Here is a 19,461-nt window from a genome sequence, read left to right on the forward strand (position 1 = left end):
TATGAAAACAATCATCATTGCCGAAGCCGGAGTAAACCATAACGGAGATCTCAGTCTTGCGAAAGAACTGATTTGCGCAGCTAGTGAATCCGGAGCGGATTTTGTTAAATTTCAAACGTTTCGATCCGAACTTCTTGTTTCGAAAAAAGCAGGAATGGCCGAGTATCAAAAGGCAAATATTGGAGAAGAAAGTTCTCAATTTTCGATGCTTCGGAAACTTGAGTTGGATCCAGCTTCATATGAGGAATTGATAGCTATTTCAGAAAAAAAGAATATTCAATTTTTATCAACGGCATTTGATTTGGAAAGTTTAGAATTTCTGAGATCTCTCGGATTATCTCTTTGGAAAATCCCTTCCGGAGAAATTACCAATTTCCCATATTTAAAGAAAATAGGTAGTTTTAATCAAGATATCATTCTTTCTTCTGGAATGGCGAATCTTTCTGATATCGAAAATGCCATTGATACTTTGGAGAAGAGTGGAACGAAAAGAGAAAAGATGACCGTCCTTCATTGCAATACTGAATATCCTACTCCTTTTGAAGATGTGAATCTAAATGCAATGAATACCATTCGTTCTGCATTTCATACAAAAGTGGGCTATTCAGATCATACTTCAGGTATAGAAGTTGCGATTGCGGCGGTAGCAATGGGAGCTACGATGATTGAAAAGCATTTTACTCTTAATAGAAACATGGCCGGTCCAGATCATAAAGCTTCTCTTGAACCCGATGAATTGAAGCTTATGGTATCTTCAATTAGAAATATTGAAAGAGCTATGGGTGATGGAATTAAAAGGCCAAGTAAGAGCGAGAAGAAGAACATTCCGATTGCGAGAAAATCGATCGTAGCATCTAGGAATATTAAAAAGGACGAAGTCTTCTCTGAATCGAATTTAACAGCGAAAAGACCTGGTGATGGACTATCCCCTATGAGTTGGGATATAGTAATTGGAAGGATTGCTAAAAGAGATTTTAATACCGACGAATTGATTGAGCTATGAAAAAGAAAATATGCGTCGTAACTGGAACTCGAGCCGATTATGGTTTACTTCTTTGGGTGATGCGCGGTATTACTCAGTCACCAAAGCTTGATTTACAGGTGATTGCGACTGGAATGCATCTCTCTCCAGAGTTTGGACTGACATATAAAGAGATAGAGAAAGATGGTTTTTCGATCGATAGAAAAATAGAAATTTTATTAAGTTCGGACAGTGCAGTCGGTGTTTCTAAATCCATTGGTTTGGGAATGATCGGATTTTCCGAGGCCTATAATGACCTAAGCCCAGACATTATCCTGGTCTTAGGAGATCGTTTTGAAATTCTTTCTGCGGTTTCTGCAGCTCTTATAGCAAAGATTCCAGTAGCACATCTGCATGGAGGAGAAACTTCAGAAGGAGCTTTTGACGAAAGTATTCGACATTCGATAACAAAGATGTCGCATCTACATTTTGTAGCGGCGGAGGAATATAGAAATCGAGTTCTTCAATTGGGCGAAAACCCTTCGCATGTCTTTTTGGTAGGCGGCTTGGGTATTGATGGAATTCAAAAATTAAATCTTCTGAAAAAGGAAGAATTAGAATCATCTTTAGATTTTAAATTGAATCGAAAAAATCTTTTGGTCACGTTTCATCCGGTTACCCTTGAAAACTTCACTGCAAACGATCAAATGAAAGAGCTATTGACGGCTTTAGAAAAGCTAAATGAAGAAACGAACATTATATTTACAATGCCGAATTCGGATACGGATAGTAGAATCATTTTTGATTTGATCCGTAAGTTCGCAGAATCACATCACAATGTTTGCTATTTTACATCTCTTGGTCAGGCTCGCTATTTATCCTGCTTGCAATTTGTAGATGCTGTAGTTGGAAATTCTTCCAGCGGAATCCTTGAAGCTCCGAGTTTTAAAATTGGAACGATCAATATCGGTGATAGACAGAAAGGAAGGTTAAAAGCGAGTAGTATTATCGATTGCGAACCAAATAGAAATAGCATTCTCAATGCATTCGAAAAACTTTATTCTGCTGACTTTCAAGGCAATCTTCCTGGAACCGTAAACCCATACGGAGAGGGTGGTGCGAGTGAAAAGATCGTTAAGATATTGGAAACAGTGAAAGTTGAGGGAATTCTAAAGAAGAGATTTTTTGATCTTTCATGATAATTTAAAAACGACTGAGGTTTGTCAGTTTTCAAATCTACGAACTAAAAATTCGTGAAAACGTTCGAAATCAAAATAATTAGCGTCATTAATTGCTCAGTTCTTTTGAAGTTACATTGGCAATCTAGATTCGTATAAGGAGTTTTTAAGTTTAATTAATGCTATTGATTTAATTGATGCAAAAAAATACTTAAACAAGTGGTGAAAATGGACTTGCGGAGATAGTAAGAAAATTACGGTCAAAGTAAGTTTAATAGATTAGCTCTTCTATCTTAGTCTTATGTATCGTGGCACTTTGAAAAAATGTAATGTAACTTTTCTCTCTGACTACTACGAAAAGATAAGATATTCCTCTATTTATACAATTTTGAGATCTTTTTAAACTAAAATTTAATATGAAAAATTGGAAAAATGTTCTTATTAATCCGAATTTGAGTCTCCAAGATGCGATCAATGTTTTAGACAAAGGTGCACTGCGCATTGTCTTGATCGTAGACGATAGTAATAAACTTTTGGGAACATTGACTGACGGTGATATTCGTCGCGCTTTGTTACAAAACAAAAAACTTTCCATTTTAGTAACTGAAGTTATGTCCTCGAAACCGAAAGTTGCTTATATTAACTGGACCAAAGAACGTATGCTTTTGGAAATGGAGAAGTATGAACTTTTACATTTGCCCATTGTAAATCAGGAAGGTACTGTTGCCGGTTTAGAAACCGTACATGGACTTTTAGAAAAACCAAAGCTTGATAACCCCGTTTTTCTAATGGCTGGTGGATTTGGAACTCGATTGTATCCTTTAACTAATAATTGCCCTAAGCCAATGCTGAAGGTAGGCAGTAAACCAATATTAGAGTTAATTTTAGAGGGATTTGTAGCTTCCGGTTTTCATCGCTTTTTTATTTCTACTCACTATATGCCAGAAATGATTAGAAATTATTTCGAAGACGGTAAGCGGTGGAATGTAAGTATCGAATATATTCATGAAGAAGAACCTTTAGGAACAGGTGGAGCTCTTGGATTGCTGCCGCATAGTCAAATCAATCAGCCAATATTTATGATGAATGGAGATTTATTAACTAATCTCAATTATCTGTCTTTATTAGAGTTTCATGAAAAGGAAGGTGGAGTTGCTACAATTTGTGTTAGAGAATTTGATTATCAAGTTCCTTACGGTGTAGTACAGACTGAAGGCCATCGTGTAGTAGGAATCATTGAAAAGCCTGTGCAACGTTTTAACATTAATGCAGGTATATATCTATTAAATCCGGATTTCGTAAAGACTGTTGATAAAGGTCTTAAGATCGATATGCCTAGTCTTATAGAAAAGGAATTGAAATCTTCAAAACAAGTAAATATTTTTCCAATTCATGAGTATTGGTTAGATATCGGAAGGATGGAAGAGTTTGAGCGTGCTCAAGGTGACTGGGTGAAGTTATTTAATGAATGATATTTTTAAAAGCAAGGTTAAGATTAAAGTAGCAAAAGTATTTAATTAAAAACTCATTAGGAATTATTACTTGTTTTGCTTTCTAATTATATTGATAGCCTTTCATGCGGAAATTAAAGAAGTTTTATGTCTAAATACAGAATTTACAATGCTCTACTATATCGATTTGTATTTATGTTGATTTCCAAATAATTGGGAATTATTTGAAATCTGAAAAATATTTTAAAATGAAAGCAATATTCAGAAGGCTATTGTTTGTTTGGAATGCTCGAAAAGTCTGGGCTAAGCCAAAGCGCGCACATGTTTTGATATTCGATAGGAATGGATCAAATAATTTCTTTTACTATTTCAATGAAAGGCTAATTTCAGTTCTTGATATAAGGGGGGAGAGCTTTAATTTTTATATTCTTTTAAAATGCATACTAACATTAAAAATTTCTGTGAAATTTTATTATGCTTATTATATAAGCGCCGTGCAGCCTAAGGTTGTTGTAACTTTTATTGATAATAATTGGCAGTTTTACAGCTTTAAAAGTAGGTTCCCGGATATTCAAACTGTGCTTGTTCAGAATGGTTGGAGAGGCAACTTAGATGAACAGTTTGGGCGAGAAGATATGAAAGGCTACTTAGTTGATTATATGTTTCTTTTTAACAAAAATATTGGATCAATCTATTCTAAATATCTCAAAGGAATCACATTTGGAAGCGGTAGTTTTTTAAATAATTATCATTTAATTTCACCGAAAAGTAAAAAAAGAACCATTCTTTTCATTTCTCAGTATCGGCCAAAAAATAATTCTCCGATTTTTTCTTTTGTAGATGAACGACCAATTTCTTACGATGAATTTTATTTGGCAGAAGATTTTCTATTAAATAAATTAAGCACATATTGCGTTCGAAATGGCTTTCGATTTGCAATTAAACCTTCTAATTCGAAAGATATTGAAGAGCAGTATGCGTTTTTTAAAAGGAAAATAGGACATGAAAATTTTGATTTTTTAGAAAGAGATCAATACACAAGCGCTTACAGCTTAATTGATCAATCGCAAATTGTCGTAGGAATTGATTCTACTTTAGTTTATGAATCTATCGCTAGGGGACACCGCACTGCTTTTTTTACTCTAAGAAGCGTATTTGATCGATCCCGAAGATTTGCATGGCCAGCTGATTATCCTGAGAGCGGCCCCTTTTGGACAAATAAAATGGATGAGTTTGAATTTAAACGGATGATGGATTATATAACCCAAGCAACCGATTCAGAATGGGAAACAACTCGTTTAAAGTATATAAAGGATTTGATGGAATATGATCCAGGAAATTCGCAATTTATTGCTTTAATGCAAGAGTTGAATGTCCCGCTGAAAGAAAATATATAACGGATACTGGTTCCAATTTCGTTTATGATAATTGATAAAAATATTTCAAAGTACGTCGTTTTTCTTGAAGATAGCATTAAGAATGCGCTCAAAAAAATTGAAGCAAATAAATCTAAGACTATTTTTGTAGTCTCCGAGGGAAATAAGCTAGTCGGGGTCATTACTGACGGGGACTTTCGTAGATGGTTGCTGAATGATGGTGTACTCGATCGTAGTTTGGACCAAGATGTAAAGAATATTGTTAATACAAATTTTAAGTATTTATATGTAAACGAAAGTTCGAGAAGAATTCGAAATTCATTCAATAGTCGAATTTCAATCATTCCACTCATCAATGAAAATGGTGTTTTAGAAGCAATTGCGAGAGAAACTTCTGAAGAGATATTGATTGAAGGAATATCGGTAAGCTCTAATTCTCCGACCTTCATAATTGCCGAAATCGGTAACAATCATAATGGAGATTTTGCATTAGCAAAAAAATTAGTTCGTGAGGCTAAACTTGCAGGTGCTGACTGCGCCAAATTTCAAATGCGAAATTTGAACGCCTTATATAGAAATTCCGGAAATGCGAATGATGTGGAAGAGGATTTAGGTTCTCAATATACTCTTGATCTATTGAATAAATTTCAGCTTTCGGACGATGAATTATTTCGCATCTTCGATTATTGCCGTGAAGAGTCGTTGATACCGCTGTGTACTCCTTGGGATGAAGAAAGCTTTTTTAAATTAGAAAAATATGGAGTACCCGCATATAAAATTGCTTCGGCGGATTTTACGAACCACGAATTGCTTCGATTGGTTGCTAAGTCGGGTAAGCCAATTATTTGTTCAACAGGTATGACCACAGAGGATGAAATATTAGATTCAATTCATATTTTGCAGGATTTAGGTGCTCAATATATCTTATTGCACTGTAATTCTACTTATCCCGCTCCTTTTAAGGATATAAATCTAAGATATATCGAACATTTGAAAAAGATCGGAGATTGTTTGGTTGGATATTCCGGTCATGAACGTGGATATCTCGTCGCATTGGCTGCAATTTCTTTGGACGCGAAAGTAATAGAGAAACACTTTACGTTAGATAGAGAAATGGAAGGCAATGATCATAAGGTAAGTCTCTTGCCGAATGAATTTAAAGATATGGTCGAAGGTATTCGACAAATAGAAGAATCTTTAGGCAATAAAAACTTTCGCCAAATAACTCAAGGCGAATTGATGAATCGGGAAACATTAGGTAAAAGTTTACTAATTAATCGAAATTTAAAGTTCGGTGAAATGATTACTTCAGATATGGTTGATATTAGAAGTCCAGGTAAAGGTTTACCACCTTATTTTAAGGAAAGGTTGATTGGAAAATCGGCAAAAAGAGATCTTAAAAAAGGGGATTTTTTCTATAAATCGGATATAGCCGATGACGTTGTTGAATTTAAAAAGATATTTACTTTTTCAAGACCTTGGGGATTGCCCGTTCGTTATCATGATCTGAAGCAAATGTTGTCTACGGTTGAAATGGACTTAGTTGAATTTCATTTTAGCTATAAAGACTTAAATCTTGAAATTTCCGAATATATTGAAAAACCATTAAACATTGATTTTGTAGTACACTGTCCTGAACTTTTTGAGAATGATCATTTGTTGGATTTGTGCACAGATGATGAAAATTATAGAAGAAAGTCTTTAACCGAAATTCAAAAAGTTATTCATGTAACAAAAAAGTTAAAAGAATTTTTTCCAAACTCAAATAAGAGACCATTAATCGTTACTAATGTTGGCGGTTTTTCTTTAAATAAACCGTTAGACATAACGATACGCGAAAGATTGTATAAAAATTTGGCTCAATCTTTAAGTGAATTGGATTCAGAAGGAGTAGAGATTATTCCACAAACGATGCCTCCTTTTCCTTGGCTTTTTGGCGGTCAGAGATATCATAACCTTTTTCTATCAGCTGAGGAAATCGTTGAATTTTGTGAACGTTATTCTGTGCGAATTTGTCTCGATGTTTCTCATTCTAAATTAGCTTGTAACCACTACCACTGGTCGTTTAGTAAATTTGTAGAGCAAGTTTCTCCTTTTGCTGCACACCTACATATAGTAGATGCAAAAGGTGTGGATGGAGAAGGATTACAAGTCGGAGAAGGAGAAATTGATTTTCATATGCTTGCCAAAATTCTTAAAGAAAAAAGCCCTAAGGCCTCTTTTATACCTGAAATTTGGCAAGGGCATAAGAATAATGGCGAAGGGTTTCTCATTTCCCTAACTCGTTTGGAAAAATTTTATTTATAGAAATAATTTTAGAGGTTTTAAAGTGGATTTTAAAATTAAGTGGTCTGGCCGCTCTATCGATTATACTCAGGAAGAGATAGATACTGTTGTAAACGTGATGAAGACCGCAGACCCGCAAACTCAAGGAAAATATCTACAACAGTTCGAAAGTGATTTTTCAAGTTATCTTGGCGGACAGGTTTGCTTTGGGGTTACTAATGCTACGCATGCTTTAGAGCTAATCGCAGACCTTTCAGGTTTGAAAGATGGGGACGAGGTCATTATTCCTGGACATACCTATTGTGCATCAGCAATCCCGTTCGGAAGAACAGGAGCTACTTTAGTATGGGCAGATATCGATCCTGAAACTTTTTTAATATCTTTTGAGTCGATTCAAAAATTGGTCACAAGTAAAACTAAGGCAATTGTAGTTGTTCACTTATATGGAATGATCATTCCAAACATTGCCGAAATTGCTAAATTTGCAAAATCTAAGAATATTTTATTAATTGAAGATTGTGCTCAATCACTGGGCGCTATCTTAGATGGAAAACCTTGTGGCACATTCGGAAATTTTGCGGCCTTTAGTTTTCATGGTCAAAAAAATATTACTACTATGGGTGAAGGTGGAATTCTTACCTTGAAGAATAACGATTCTCTTGTCCAAAAAGTTCCCGGTTTAAGACATAATGGACATGCTCCCTTTTTAAATAAGACTGAATATTGGCTTCCAGCTATGTCCAATGTGGATTTGGATCTGGATAAAATTTGGCCGCATAACTTTAGCTTAACGGAAGCTCAGGCTGCCCTAGGATCTGTTTTGCTAAAACGAATTAGGGCTCTAACGGAGGATCGAAAAAAAAGGGCACAAAAATTTATTAATTCATTTAAGGACTTTGAGGAATTAGTTTTTCAAAAGCAGAACGATTCTAGTTCTCATAGTCATCATTTATTAGTTGCTAAGTATAAAGCGAAAAATAAAGAAAAGGATAGAAACGATTTGATTTCTATTTTAAGTAAAAAATATAAAATTCAAGTTATCGTCCAATATTTCCCTTTATATAGATACGATCTATTCAAAAAAATGGGGTATGGACAAGCGGTCTGTCCTGAAACCGATGAATTTTTTGATAACATGATTTCCTTCCCATTTCATATATGGATGAATGAATCGGATTTTGATTATATGATAGCCTCAATTAAACAAGCTCTGGTCGAGTTGCGCAGTTAATCTTAGAATGAATTTAGCTGTAATTCCTGCCAGGGGCGGTAGTAAAGGTCTTCCTGGGAAAAATATTAAGAACTTATGTGGTAAGCCATTGATTGCCTGGTCCATTGAAGCAGCTCAGCAAGCGAAAAGAATTGATCAAATTGTCGTTTCGACTGACAGTGAAGAAATAGCTGCTATTGCAAAGGATTGGAATTGCGCAGTTTTAAAAAGACCTGCCGAGTTAGCGACCGATGAAGCGAAGACGATTGCCGTCCTTGGACAAATCTCAAAAGAAATTCCAGAAGCTGAAAACTTCATTCTCTTGCAACCAACATCGCCAATTAGAGACGCTGGGTTAATTGATGAGTGTCTGGATATATATGAAAAAGGCAACTTTTCTAACCTGGCCACTGGATTTTGGTGTAAATATCAGGAATTTGGAAAACATAATAACATGCGTCGTCAAGATTATAAGGGTTTTTTTTATGACGACGGCAATATTTATATTTTATCACAAAATCTGGTTTCAAAAGGGCTTTGGTTTAGTGACAATGTATGCAGACACGTTATTTCAAGACATCAAAATTTTGAGATAGATGACGAAATCGATTTTGTTATACTAGAAGCTTTATTGAATAAATATAGATCAGTTCGCAACTAAGTAAGGATAATTTAATGACCCCTGTTAGAATTTTTAAACAAGTACCTCGTTTGCTTTTTGGTAGTAATACGATTGATCGAATCAATGAACTATTGCCTAAGAAAAACACAGCCGACGATTATTATATTTATATAATAGATGATGTTCACCAAAAAGGAATTTTATTTAACAGATTAAAGAAAGAAAATGAAGATGCAGTTGAATGGTTTCCAGCTAGTGCTAAAGAACCTTCGACGCTTCAAATAGATGCATTGAAGGATAAATTTCTTCAAATCCGAAATCATAAATTACCTACTGCCGTCATTGGAATAGGTGGGGGTAGTACTATGGATGTGGCGAAAGCTTTATCCGTGATGATGTGTAACGAAGGTTCTGCTTCTCAATACCAAGGCTGGGATCTTGTTCCAAAGCCTGGAATTTTTAAGATTGGAATTCCGACCATAGCAGGCTCTGGAGCGGAGGCTAGTCGGACGGCCGTGCTAATGGGAAAAGAGCGTAAGTTTGGAATTAATAGTGATCATAGCATGTTTGATGCAATTATATTAGATAGTACTTTGATAAAGGATGTTCCTATTACTCAAAGATTTTACACGGGTATGGATTGTTATATTCACTGTGTAGAAAGTTTACAAGGAACGATGATTAACGAACTTGCCAAGGGAAATGCAAGCAAAGCATTAGAACTTTGTGAAAAAGTTTTTCTATCAAATGGTGACGATGATATGCTACTTACGGCTTCGTATATGGGAGGGGTTTCTATTGTTAATTCCGAAGTTGGAGTTTGCCATGCGTTGTCATATGGCCTTAGTCTTGAATTGGGCTTTAGGCATGGCTTTGCAAATTGCGTTGCTTTTAATGTTTTAGATGAATATTACGGTCAATGGGTGAATCGTTTTCGGGAAATGTTAAAAATTCATAATATACAATTGCCGACAAACGTGTGTAGCTCCTTGGATAAGGCTGCTATGGAACGAATGGTAAATATGACTCTTAAAATGGAAAGACCTCTAACTAATGCACTTGGTGACAATTGGAAAGATAAAATGACACCAGAAAAAATAGTTAGCTTATACGAGAGGATGTAAATGGAAAGTTACAAAAAAGAGTCGGATGCATTAAAAACTTTAACCCGTGTCAAAGGGATTGAGTTCGAAGAATATAGAAAGAAATGGGACTTAGTAAACAGTTTTGAATTGGAAACTGAGTTCCCAATGTTTCTCCATATAGAAACAAGTTTTAAATGTAATTTTAAATGTCCTATGTGCGTGCAAGGCGTACCTGAATTGAAAGAGAAATTCGGTTATAAAGAAAAAATGACCACCGAGAGTATTACTAAGATTTTGCTGGAGGGGAAAAAATATAATACCCCATCCGTCTCTTTTCAAGGTGATAATGAACCATTTTTAAATAAAGAGATTACCGACTGGTTCGCACTCGCTATTGAATTCGGATATCTTGATGTAATGGTAAATACAAATGCTTCGCTTGTAACAGAGGAGCTTGCCGAAAAGATTATTAAATCTGGACTGACTAGAATTAGATTTAGTTTAGATGCGATTAATGAAGATACGTATAAAAAAATTCGAATTGGAGGAAAATTTGATCAAGTGATGAAAAATATAGATAATTTTCTTCGAATTCGTAAAGAATTAAATTCTGAGCTTCCAATTGTCGGAGTAAATTTCGTACGAATGAAAGAGAATGAAGCGGAAATAGATGAATTTATTAAATATTGGAATGATAAAGTTGATTTCATAGTAATTCAAGATTTTATGACGCCGGATATAGAAGGGGATTTTCAAAAGCTTGCTGGAAAAGAAAAAACTAATAACTATAACTTTAGATGCAATCAACCTTGGCAGAGGCTGTATATTCGTGGTAACGGAGATGTTACTCCTTGTTGCGCGATGTTTAGCAGTTATTTGAAATTGGGTAATACATCAAATTTAAATCTTGCAGATCTATGGAATAGTAAAGAAGCAAAAGACTTGCGAAAGTTGCATAAAGAGGGTCGATATCATGAAAACCCTATATGTTTAAAATGTTCCAAAATGTCAGGTTAATAAAAAATCAAAATCATCAATTTTTTTGCATTTATAATGTATATAAAATAGATCAGTCCGGTATGTTATTTTAAGGATAATGTAATATTAATGGAATGTTATTTATGCAAATCAGTGTCGAATATCAGAAAAGATGGTGTTGTGCGAGACAATCTAGATTTAGAAGTTTTAGAATGCGCAGAATGTGGACTCGTATTTTTATCAAACTCAAAGCATATTTCTGAAGAACATTATGTAAACTCAGGTATGCATGGTGAAGAAATGATATCTATACAAAATTGGGTAAGGGAGTCGGATGCTGACGATACTCGAAGATATGAATTTCTGAAAACCAAATTACTAAATAAAAAGCTTTTGGATTTCGGTTGCGGCGCAGGCGGATTTCTTTTGAAATCTTTAAAAGACACCTCACTTTCAGAAGGCGTTGAGTTAGAATTAAGGCTTCAAGAATATTATAATGAGAACGGGTTGAAAGTATGGACGAACTTACAAAAAATATTCGATGAAGGAAAACGATTTGATATTATTACAGCATTTCATGTGGTTGAGCATCTTACTGATCCCAAAAAAACAATCTTAGAATTGGCTTCAATGCTTTCTGATGACGGAGAGTTAGTTATTGAAGTGCCAAATTCCAACGATGCCTTGCTTGTTCTTTATCAATCTGATGCATTCTCTAAATTTACTTATTGGAGCCAGCATCTTTATTTATTTAATAATATTACCTTGACTAAATTAATTCAGCAGACGGGTTTGAAATTAAATTGGATTAAGCAAATTCAAAGATATCCTCTGTCCAATCATCTTTATTGGCTTTCTAAAGAAAAGCCCGGTGGTCACGTGAAGTGGTCCTTTCTGGAAAATGAAATGCTCCATCAGATTTACGAATCGCAACTTGCCTCACTTGGCCTATGCGATACAATTATTGTAAGCGTTTCTTTAAATAAAATTTAGAATATTTATCGAGCGTTTTTTCAATTCACGTCTATTTGAATAGCTATCCTCTGTCAGAAATCTTAAATTAATTGTTATGCATTCTTAAAACTTCAAAGGAGAATTCGTTATTTTTGAAATTTATTTCTAATAAATTTCACGAAGAAGAAAATAGAAAAAATGAAAATATTATCAATTTATTGGGGAATTTGTTCTAGCGCCTCTTTATTTATAGATGGAAAAGTTGTGGCTTCGGTTCACGAGGAGAGATTTACGCGATCTAAGAACGAAGATTCATTTCCGGCCAACTCTATAAAATATTGTTTAGAAGAAGCTAAAATTAAATCTTCAGATTTGGACGGTGCAGCAATTGCAAGTATTAGTAGTCCTATCGATGATATAATGCTACTTAAAAGCCAATGGACTATAGACGATTATTTAAGAGAACAGCATTTAAGGTGGAAGCCGTTTTTAGTAAATGGAGATAAGACACTTAAATCTGTTTTGGAGACATTTCCAGAAAAGAAAAAAGCGGAGATAAGTATAAATACTGATTATTTTAGAAATCTTGAAAGCCTTACTTTTGAAGAAAGACAAAAAAGATATGATGTCGATAGGGAGCAAATTCTTGCTGATTTCCTATCAATCGAAAAAAGAAAAGTGAGAAGAATTGAACACCATAGATGTCATGCGGCCTATTCATATTATGCATCAGCATACCGTAATAAACCGGTATTGGCTCTTACCATAGATGGTTGGGGAGATGGAAAGAATGCTACGATTGGTCTTTTTGATGAAACCGGCACGTATTCAAGACTTTATGAAAGTGATCAATGCGCTATCGGAAGAATTTATCGTTATATGACTTTGCTTCTGGGAATGAAACCTAATGAGCACGAATTTAAAGTAATGGGTTTGGCTCCATATGGAAAGGAAACGCATGCAAAAAAAGCGTTAGATATTTTGAGGAATACGCTCTATGTAGACGGAGAAGAATTTAAGTGGAAAGAGAAACCCGTAGATAGTTATTTTTGGTTTAAAGAGAGATTTGAAGGTGTTCGTTTCGATAATATCGCTTTTGCATTACAAAAGTGGACCGAAGAATTAATCGTTGAATGGGTGCGGAACGCGATTAAGAAATATAAAATACATGATATCGTAATTAGTGGAGGAGTCGCAATGAATATTAAGGCAATGGGCAAGATTGCTGATTTGCCAGAAGTTGCGAGTCTATTTATTGGAGGTTCATCGGGTGACGAGTCTATGGCAATTAGTTCTGGAATTTGCTTAGCGGAAGATCTAACAAATGAATCATCCGTCCGATGGAACTCAAATAGCATAGAGCCACTGACGCGTTTGTATTTAGGTCCATCATCTAATTTAAAAGATGAGAATAAAGCAGTAAGTGGACTCGACAAAACAAAGTTTGACATTATTGAAAATCCAGAAAACAGTAAAATTGCTCAGTTGCTTTTTGATGGCAAAATTTTAGCTAGGGCTGCTGGTAGAATGGAATTTGGTCAAAGAGCTTTAGGAAATCGTTCTATTTTAGCAGATCCAATTCATTTAAAAATTAAAGAAAAAATTAATTCTGCTATTAAGAGTAGAGATTTTTGGATGCCATTTGCACCCGTTGTTTTGGATGGATTCGCAGAACGATATCTTATAAATCCAAAAAATCTCGAATCGCCTCATATGACCCTTAGCTTTGATACAACAGATGAAGGTTATAATGCAATGAATGCAGCCTGTCATCCAGCTGATAAAACAGCAAGAGCACAAATACTAAAAAAGAAAGATAATCTTGAGTTATATTCGTTGCTTGAAGCATTTCAACAGATAACCGGTAGAGGTGCTCTTTTAAATACCTCTTTCAATTTGCACGGGTTTCCAATCGTAAATACTCCGTCGGAAGCAATCGATGTATTACTGAATTCAGGCTTAGATGGATTGATTTTGAATCATTTTTTGATTCTTAAAAAATATACCTAAAGCGTCGAATTGGATTATTTAGATCATTTTATTTAATTGTGATTTGTATCTTTAGAGTGCAATATAATGGCTCTGTAAATTTAGTAATATGCTCCTAAGGCAGATAGTGACTACTTCGTTTCGATTGGATATTGATGAAAATCTTTGGATAGGTTGTATCGAAAAAAAAGATCTTTCGGGGCCTTGGCTTTCTTGGTTAAAGAATTTTGACACGATTCAGTGGTTAGAAGGGCCTCGAATGCATTCTTATGATCAAGACGCTTTAAACCAATATTGGCAAAAAATGGAATCTTCCGAGACTGACATCTTGTTTGCTATTCGTTACCAGGGTAGTCACATTGGGAATATAACTCTTACTTCTATTTCAAAACCCCATCGACATGCAACTTTAGGAATTTTATTAGGCGAGGAAAAAATGAGGAACCGTGGAATATCTCGTCGGTGTATTCAAAAAGTGGGAGATTGGGCATTAAGTTCAATTGGTTTGAATTTAGTAAGGTTACAAGCAGCGGCTTTTTCTGAAAACCCAGCTTCTATAAAAGCTTTTTTAGCTGCGGGCTTTGAAATAGAAGGGACTTGGCATAAGGCTCGTAGTTTCGACGGAATATTTTACGATATGGTTTGGATGGCTCGATTAGACCCGAACGTATAAAAAACAATCCAATTAATTTGAAAATCTGATTCTTAAAGTTATGAGGACTATTAAATGAAAATTGTATTTTTAGATTGCGAATATACAAGCTCTCATATCAAAACTACTTTGATTTCAGCTGGATTTGTAACTTTAGAAGGAAAAGAATTGTATTTGACTTTTAACGATTATGATAAGGAGCAACTTACAAATTGGGTAAAAGAAAATGTACTAGTTCATATAGATGAAAAGAAGTCATTATCTACCTATGAATCGTTTATAATATTGGATACGTTCCTCCGTGAATACTCTCAAGGAGAAGCAATTTGTTTTATATCTGCAGGGAAGTCTCTCGATTTATTACTCATTTTTCAGCTTTGGCACCTCTTACATCCAGAATTAAAATATTTTAGTTATGAAAGATATCTGCCTGATTATCTTAAGCATCGTAAGCACTTTGATTTAGATACTATCTTTTATTTGTCTGGTTATGATCCCGATGTTATCGATAGAGAAGTTTTTGTGGAGGATAAAAAATTATTTAAAAAACACAATGCTTTATATGATGCTCAAATTGTTAGAAATTGTTTTTTCAGGTTACATAGAGAAGGGAAATTATCTTATTTTGATATAAAAGGGAATTTATGAATTTAGAAGATAAAAAAAAAACGTATCTAAATGATGGATTGGTAATAATAAACTCCGTAATTCCTAAAGAAATTCTATCAAAAATTAGACACAGTATAATAGGAGTGATTGAAGAAATTTGCGGAGAGAAAATCAATTATGTAGATAATCCAAATGAATTTCATAAAATAACGTCAGATTTGATTTGGAGGATCTTAAGTAAAAATCCGGAAAAGAGAAACTTATTATATCAATATATCCAAAGAATTCCTGCTTTTTATGAGTTAGCTAGTTTAGAGATATTAAATAATTTCGCTATGGGGATAAATATAGATAAACCTAGCGTTAGAGAATTGAAAATCCAAATGTATCTTCCATGGGAAAAATGCTTTTTCCAGGGATGTCACCAAGATATTAACTCCTTGGATTCGGAAAATAGTGTCACATATTGGCTCCCTCTACATTTAGTAGAGGAGAGAAGCGCGGTTAGTTACTGGAAGAAATCTCATAATGAAGGCCCTGTAGAACATGAAGAACAAATAGAAGAAGAATGGGGATTGTATAATGTCTGTGTTCCAGAGAAATACCAAGATAGATATCCTGATATCTCTAAAGCCCCTGTTACGGATGGTGATTTAATTGCTTTAAATAGATTAGTGTTTCATTCATCGCCTAAGTTTGAAGATCAATTATATGCGCGTTGGACTGTTCTGGTGCGTTACGATAATATTTCAGGAAATGCGATGTATTCTGAAAAAACAAAATATGAAAAATATACTCCTTTTACGTTAAAGCGATTGAATGAAGAAATACTCCCGAAAATTAGAAATTTTCTTTCGCAATTACCAAAAATAAATTGGCCGGAAGAAAAACGTAGAAGAGAAAAATTGCTTCAGAACAAGGAAAACACAAATAATGAATGATTTAGAAAAATTACCATTTCAGTCTAAACTCGCAAGTTTATATAATGACTCTAAATTACCAGTGGAAGATAGATTGTCTAATTTTCCAAGGTTTGTCAATAGGAGAGATGTTGCCAAATTTCTAAATAGATACGAAATTTATAAAAAAATAATTAATGTTCACGGTTCTGTGATTGAATGTGGCATAAATCTTGGGGCAGGATTTTTTAGCTGGTTACATTTTAGTACAATTCTGGAACCATATAATCACAATAGAAGAATTATTGGTTTCGATACATTTGAAGGTTTTCAAAATATTTCCGAAGAAGATAGATCAGGCGATTATTTTGATCAAAATAACTGGAAGGAATTCGCGAGAAAACAATCTTATGAAGAAATTTTGAGTTCTTGTAAAGTTCATAATGAAAATAGAACTTTATCAGAAATTCCTAAAATGGAACTCATACCCGGTGATGCTGCCGTTACAATACCAGATTATATCAATAAGAATAAGCATTTGATAGTGGCTTTGTTGCACATTGACTTCGACATTTATGCTCCCTCCAAAATTGCACTTGAAAATTTTATAATCAGGATGCCCAAGGGAGGGATCATTGCATTTGATGAAATAAATGATGGTAAAGCGCCGGGAGAAACAATTGCACTATTAGACAGCATTGGAATTAATGATCATTACATATATAGAAACTCTTTTGATTCAAATGTAAGTTATATTGTTCTTTAAATACTTGTTATAAAATGCAGGATCTGATACTTACAGGTTTTAGTGATTTTTTTCCAAATGAAAAGCAGAGAGAAAAGGCTGTTTATCTTGCAAATTTTTGTTTTTTAAACAATCCTAGTGTTGATTTTGAAGATCATAGAAAATTTACATTTTTAGATTCTCCTTATAAAAATTGGACAAATGTCGAAAAAGCATCGTCATTCATTGATTCATTCTACGACAGGGTTCTACCTGCAATTTGTGAAACAATGAATGAGATATTTAAGGTTGATAAAAGCGAAAAATATTGGTCAATTATTTTAATACGTTATTTGCATAGCTTCATTCATATTTATTATGATCGGTATCTTAGGTTACTTTCGTTAAAAGAGCAGCAGTCGAAGTTTCGTATAAAAATTTTAAATTTTAATGAGATCTTCATTCCGGATGAGAATTATTTTTTTAATCAGGTAACGGATTCTCATTATTATAATTTAAATTTATTGTCTGATTTTATCAGGGAGAATGAATACGGAAACAATGTTCTCCGTTTTGATATCAATGCCTCTCTTGAAAAAGCTAATGCAACTATTCCAGTCTGGAAAAAAATTAAGCGTAAAGGAAAAGACGTACTTAAAAATAAATTTTTTGCATTATTAAAATATCGTTATAATTCAATAGATTCTATTCGACTGGGTCTGGTATATGGCTTATCCGAAAAGCAAAAATTCTCTTTATTGCCATCTAGTAAGCTGGGTAGGACTTATAGTAAGGCTGAGAATGAAATACAGATTGAGTCCATTTCTCCCGATAAGAATCAGTTTTTTATAAAACCCCTAAAATTTGATGTGCAAAGTGAATTTGAAGAGGTATTTAAAAAGAATTTTTTTAGATATCTACCTGATGAATTTAAAGTTCTCAAAATAGCAAAGAAAAATCCATATAAAATATGGATTGGTATGGATGTATATAATTCGAATCGCTTCCTGGTGGCGGATACTCTTGAAAGAGGAGGTAGCTGGTATTCGGTTCAACACGGTGGTGGTTATGGACAAATTTCTAATTTTCCCTTGGGCAAGATAGAGTATTGTCTTTCTAATGGGTTTATATCTTGGGGTTGGAAATATGGTCAATCCGGTTATAAGAATAATATTATCCCTCTATCATCTCCGAGTTTATCTATATTAGGAAGACATGAAAAAAAAAATAACGAAATCTTGATTGTTACTCATACCTACTTCGTATATTCGATTCGATTACAAAGTATTATGTTGCCCGAAATGATACTAGACTATACAAATAATTTAATTAGCTTTTGTGATCACATCAATCAAAACAATATTTATGAATATAAGGTTAAGACAACTAATATGAGTTGGGCAAATCGTAATTATTTAAAGAATAAATTACCAAAAGGAATCGAAATTTTAAATTCTGATAGTTTTGATATCGTGAAAAAAATGAGAAATTCAGCTCTCTGCATATTTGATCATTTAGGGACGGCCTATCTTCAGGCTTTGGCAATGAATGCACCAACGCTTTTGTTTTGGAACCCGAACCATTTTAAGGAATCTTCTGAATTTAAAGTTTTTTTAGATCTATTGCGGGATGCTGAGATTCTTTTTGACGATTGGAAGGCGGCAGCTAATAAGTTGGATGAAATTTTGGAAATAGGAATAGAAAGATGGTGGCTTCAAGATCGAATTCAAATGGTAAGAAATAAATTTCTTTATAATCATGCGAGAATCTCTTCTGAGTGGCAAAGTGAATGGAAGCAATTTCTCGCAGAGTTAGCTAATATTTAAAGAGCTATTTTGAGTAACTAAAAACTTTTATCGTATGAGATAAAAAATCAACTTTTGACTTCATATTTTTATTACGAGTGAATTTTTCTTGGAATCGTTGATTTTAATCCTATCGAACACTATCAAGTTTAATATACTTCTAAAAATTTAAAAATGGAAATTTTATTATCGATAAGTTAATTTCTAAAGATCAATTATTACTTAATAATTCGAGTTCGGCTATAAAAACTTTTATACGAGTTTTTTAATAGCCTCTGTGATTGTATAATTGAATTTTCAAAAGACAATACTTTGAACAATTGAAAGTTAATGTTTCGTAGAATTTAACTATCTATCAAATCTATTTAGACAAAATGGCGCCCCTTCTGGGCTTGAAAACCGTGGGTTAGATGCGAAGCATTTACCACAAAACAAGAAAACCAACAGAAGGAACGTAATGAAAAGAAAAGTATATGTAGGAATGGATGTCCACAAAGAAACGATCAGTATCGCGTATTTAACGAGCAATTCAAAGGAACTGGTGAAAGAACAACAGATAAAGCATAATGAGGTTCAGATTAAAAAATTTGTAACCAAACTGAAATCGGAATGGAACGAAATACATTGTTGTTACGAAGCAGGAGTAACCGGGTATCCACTTTACAGATATTTAAATTCCTTA

The 19,461-nt window shown here is 34.0% G+C and carries 16 protein-coding genes and 1 pseudogene; all 17 read left to right on the forward strand.

Annotation, left to right across the window (positions count from 1 at the left end):
- Position 1: 1 nt before the first annotated feature.
- Positions 2-1,003 carry an N-acetylneuraminate synthase gene (neuB, locus tag LEP1GSC194_RS16940; RefSeq protein ID WP_020774709.1) on the forward strand — a complete coding sequence of 334 codons (1,002 nt, stop codon included), beginning with the start codon at positions 2-4 and terminating at the stop codon, positions 1,001-1,003.
- Complete coding sequence (neuC, locus tag LEP1GSC194_RS16945; protein ID WP_021064604.1) at positions 1,000-2,160, forward strand: UDP-N-acetylglucosamine 2-epimerase; 1,161 nt, start codon at positions 1,000-1,002, stop codon at positions 2,158-2,160. Before neuB ends, neuC begins: the two co-directional genes overlap by 4 nt.
- Positions 2,161-2,555: 395 nt before the next feature.
- Complete coding sequence (locus tag LEP1GSC194_RS16950; RefSeq protein ID WP_020774727.1) at positions 2,556-3,611, forward strand: nucleotidyltransferase family protein; 1,056 nt, start codon at positions 2,556-2,558, stop codon at positions 3,609-3,611.
- 227 nt (positions 3,612-3,838) lie between these two features.
- Complete coding sequence (locus tag LEP1GSC194_RS16955) at positions 3,839-4,987, forward strand: LA_1612 family putative O-antigen biosynthesis protein (protein ID WP_021064596.1); 1,149 nt, start codon at positions 3,839-3,841, stop codon at positions 4,985-4,987.
- 24 nt (positions 4,988-5,011) lie between these two features.
- On the forward strand, positions 5,012-7,273 hold the full coding sequence (locus tag LEP1GSC194_RS16960; protein ID WP_020774706.1) for an N-acetylneuraminate synthase family protein: 2,262 nt from the start codon (positions 5,012-5,014) through the stop codon (positions 7,271-7,273).
- Between the two features lie 22 nt (positions 7,274-7,295).
- Entirely contained in the window at positions 7,296-8,483 is a 1,188-nt protein-coding gene (locus tag LEP1GSC194_RS16965) for a DegT/DnrJ/EryC1/StrS aminotransferase family protein (protein ID WP_020774735.1), read from the forward strand.
- A gap of 7 nt (positions 8,484-8,490) precedes the next feature.
- The gene (locus LEP1GSC194_RS16970) at positions 8,491-9,123 is read left to right on the forward strand and encodes an acylneuraminate cytidylyltransferase family protein (RefSeq protein WP_017810303.1); all 633 of its coding nucleotides are present in this window, start codon (positions 8,491-8,493) and stop codon (positions 9,121-9,123) included.
- 14 nt (positions 9,124-9,137) lie between these two features.
- On the forward strand, positions 9,138-10,208 hold the full coding sequence (locus LEP1GSC194_RS16975; RefSeq protein ID WP_020774702.1) for an iron-containing alcohol dehydrogenase family protein: 1,071 nt from the start codon (positions 9,138-9,140) through the stop codon (positions 10,206-10,208).
- Complete coding sequence (locus LEP1GSC194_RS16980; RefSeq protein ID WP_017810302.1) at positions 10,209-11,186, forward strand: radical SAM/SPASM domain-containing protein; 978 nt, start codon at positions 10,209-10,211, stop codon at positions 11,184-11,186.
- A 90-nt stretch (positions 11,187-11,276) separates the two neighbouring features.
- The gene (locus LEP1GSC194_RS16985) at positions 11,277-12,140 is read left to right on the forward strand and encodes a class I SAM-dependent methyltransferase (RefSeq protein ID WP_020774711.1); all 864 of its coding nucleotides are present in this window, start codon (positions 11,277-11,279) and stop codon (positions 12,138-12,140) included.
- A gap of 159 nt (positions 12,141-12,299) precedes the next feature.
- A complete protein-coding gene (locus LEP1GSC194_RS16990) occupies positions 12,300-14,111 on the forward strand; it encodes a carbamoyltransferase C-terminal domain-containing protein (protein WP_021064589.1) in 1,812 nt (603 codons plus the stop codon).
- A gap of 124 nt (positions 14,112-14,235) precedes the next feature.
- Positions 14,236-14,763 (forward strand): GNAT family N-acetyltransferase, encoded by a 528-nt coding sequence (locus tag LEP1GSC194_RS16995; protein ID WP_231384494.1) that lies wholly within the window; start codon positions 14,236-14,238, stop codon positions 14,761-14,763.
- Between the two features lie 54 nt (positions 14,764-14,817).
- A complete protein-coding gene (locus LEP1GSC194_RS17000) occupies positions 14,818-15,390 on the forward strand; it encodes a hypothetical protein (RefSeq protein WP_021064583.1) in 573 nt (190 codons plus the stop codon).
- Positions 15,387-16,292, forward strand: coding sequence for a hypothetical protein (locus LEP1GSC194_RS17005; RefSeq protein ID WP_020774730.1), 906 nt, complete (start codon positions 15,387-15,389; stop codon positions 16,290-16,292). The genes LEP1GSC194_RS17000 and LEP1GSC194_RS17005 overlap by 4 nt, the downstream gene beginning before the upstream one ends.
- Positions 16,285-17,016, forward strand: a complete 732-nt coding sequence (locus LEP1GSC194_RS17010) for a class I SAM-dependent methyltransferase (RefSeq protein WP_020774724.1) — start codon at positions 16,285-16,287, stop codon at positions 17,014-17,016. Before LEP1GSC194_RS17005 ends, LEP1GSC194_RS17010 begins: the two co-directional genes overlap by 8 nt.
- Positions 17,017-17,030: 14 nt before the next feature.
- Positions 17,031-18,800 (forward strand): LIC12162 family transferase, encoded by a 1,770-nt coding sequence (locus LEP1GSC194_RS17015; protein WP_020774700.1) that lies wholly within the window; start codon positions 17,031-17,033, stop codon positions 18,798-18,800.
- Between the two features lie 436 nt (positions 18,801-19,236).
- Positions 19,237-19,461 (forward strand): annotated as a pseudogene (locus tag LEP1GSC194_RS22415) (IS110 family transposase); the annotation flags it as partial.

The sequence above is a fragment of the Leptospira alstonii serovar Sichuan str. 79601 genome (genome assembly GCF_000347175.1).
In the GTDB taxonomy this organism is placed as follows: domain Bacteria; phylum Spirochaetota; class Leptospiria; order Leptospirales; family Leptospiraceae; genus Leptospira; species Leptospira alstonii.

Coding starts and splice junctions, on each gene's coding strand:
- LEP1GSC194_RS16980 (WP_017810302.1), top strand. CDS start 10,209: ATGGAAAGTTACAAAAAAGAGTCGGATGCATTAAAAACTTTAACCCGT.
- neuB (WP_020774709.1), top strand. CDS start 2: ATGAAAACAATCATCATTGCCGAAGCCGGAGTAAACCATAACGGAGAT.
- LEP1GSC194_RS16985 (WP_020774711.1), top strand. CDS start 11,277: ATGGAATGTTATTTATGCAAATCAGTGTCGAATATCAGAAAAGATGGT.
- LEP1GSC194_RS16970 (WP_017810303.1), top strand. CDS start 8,491: ATGAATTTAGCTGTAATTCCTGCCAGGGGCGGTAGTAAAGGTCTTCCT.
- LEP1GSC194_RS16975 (WP_020774702.1), top strand. CDS start 9,138: ATGACCCCTGTTAGAATTTTTAAACAAGTACCTCGTTTGCTTTTTGGT.
- LEP1GSC194_RS16960 (WP_020774706.1), top strand. CDS start 5,012: ATGATAATTGATAAAAATATTTCAAAGTACGTCGTTTTTCTTGAAGAT.
- LEP1GSC194_RS16950 (WP_020774727.1), top strand. CDS start 2,556: ATGAAAAATTGGAAAAATGTTCTTATTAATCCGAATTTGAGTCTCCAA.
- LEP1GSC194_RS16990 (WP_021064589.1), top strand. CDS start 12,300: ATGAAAATATTATCAATTTATTGGGGAATTTGTTCTAGCGCCTCTTTA.
- LEP1GSC194_RS16955 (WP_021064596.1), top strand. CDS start 3,839: ATGAAAGCAATATTCAGAAGGCTATTGTTTGTTTGGAATGCTCGAAAA.
- LEP1GSC194_RS17000 (WP_021064583.1), top strand. CDS start 14,818: ATGAAAATTGTATTTTTAGATTGCGAATATACAAGCTCTCATATCAAA.
- LEP1GSC194_RS17005 (WP_020774730.1), top strand. CDS start 15,387: ATGAATTTAGAAGATAAAAAAAAAACGTATCTAAATGATGGATTGGTA.
- neuC (WP_021064604.1), top strand. CDS start 1,000: ATGAAAAAGAAAATATGCGTCGTAACTGGAACTCGAGCCGATTATGGT.
- LEP1GSC194_RS17010 (WP_020774724.1), top strand. CDS start 16,285: ATGAATGATTTAGAAAAATTACCATTTCAGTCTAAACTCGCAAGTTTA.
- LEP1GSC194_RS17015 (WP_020774700.1), top strand. CDS start 17,031: ATGCAGGATCTGATACTTACAGGTTTTAGTGATTTTTTTCCAAATGAA.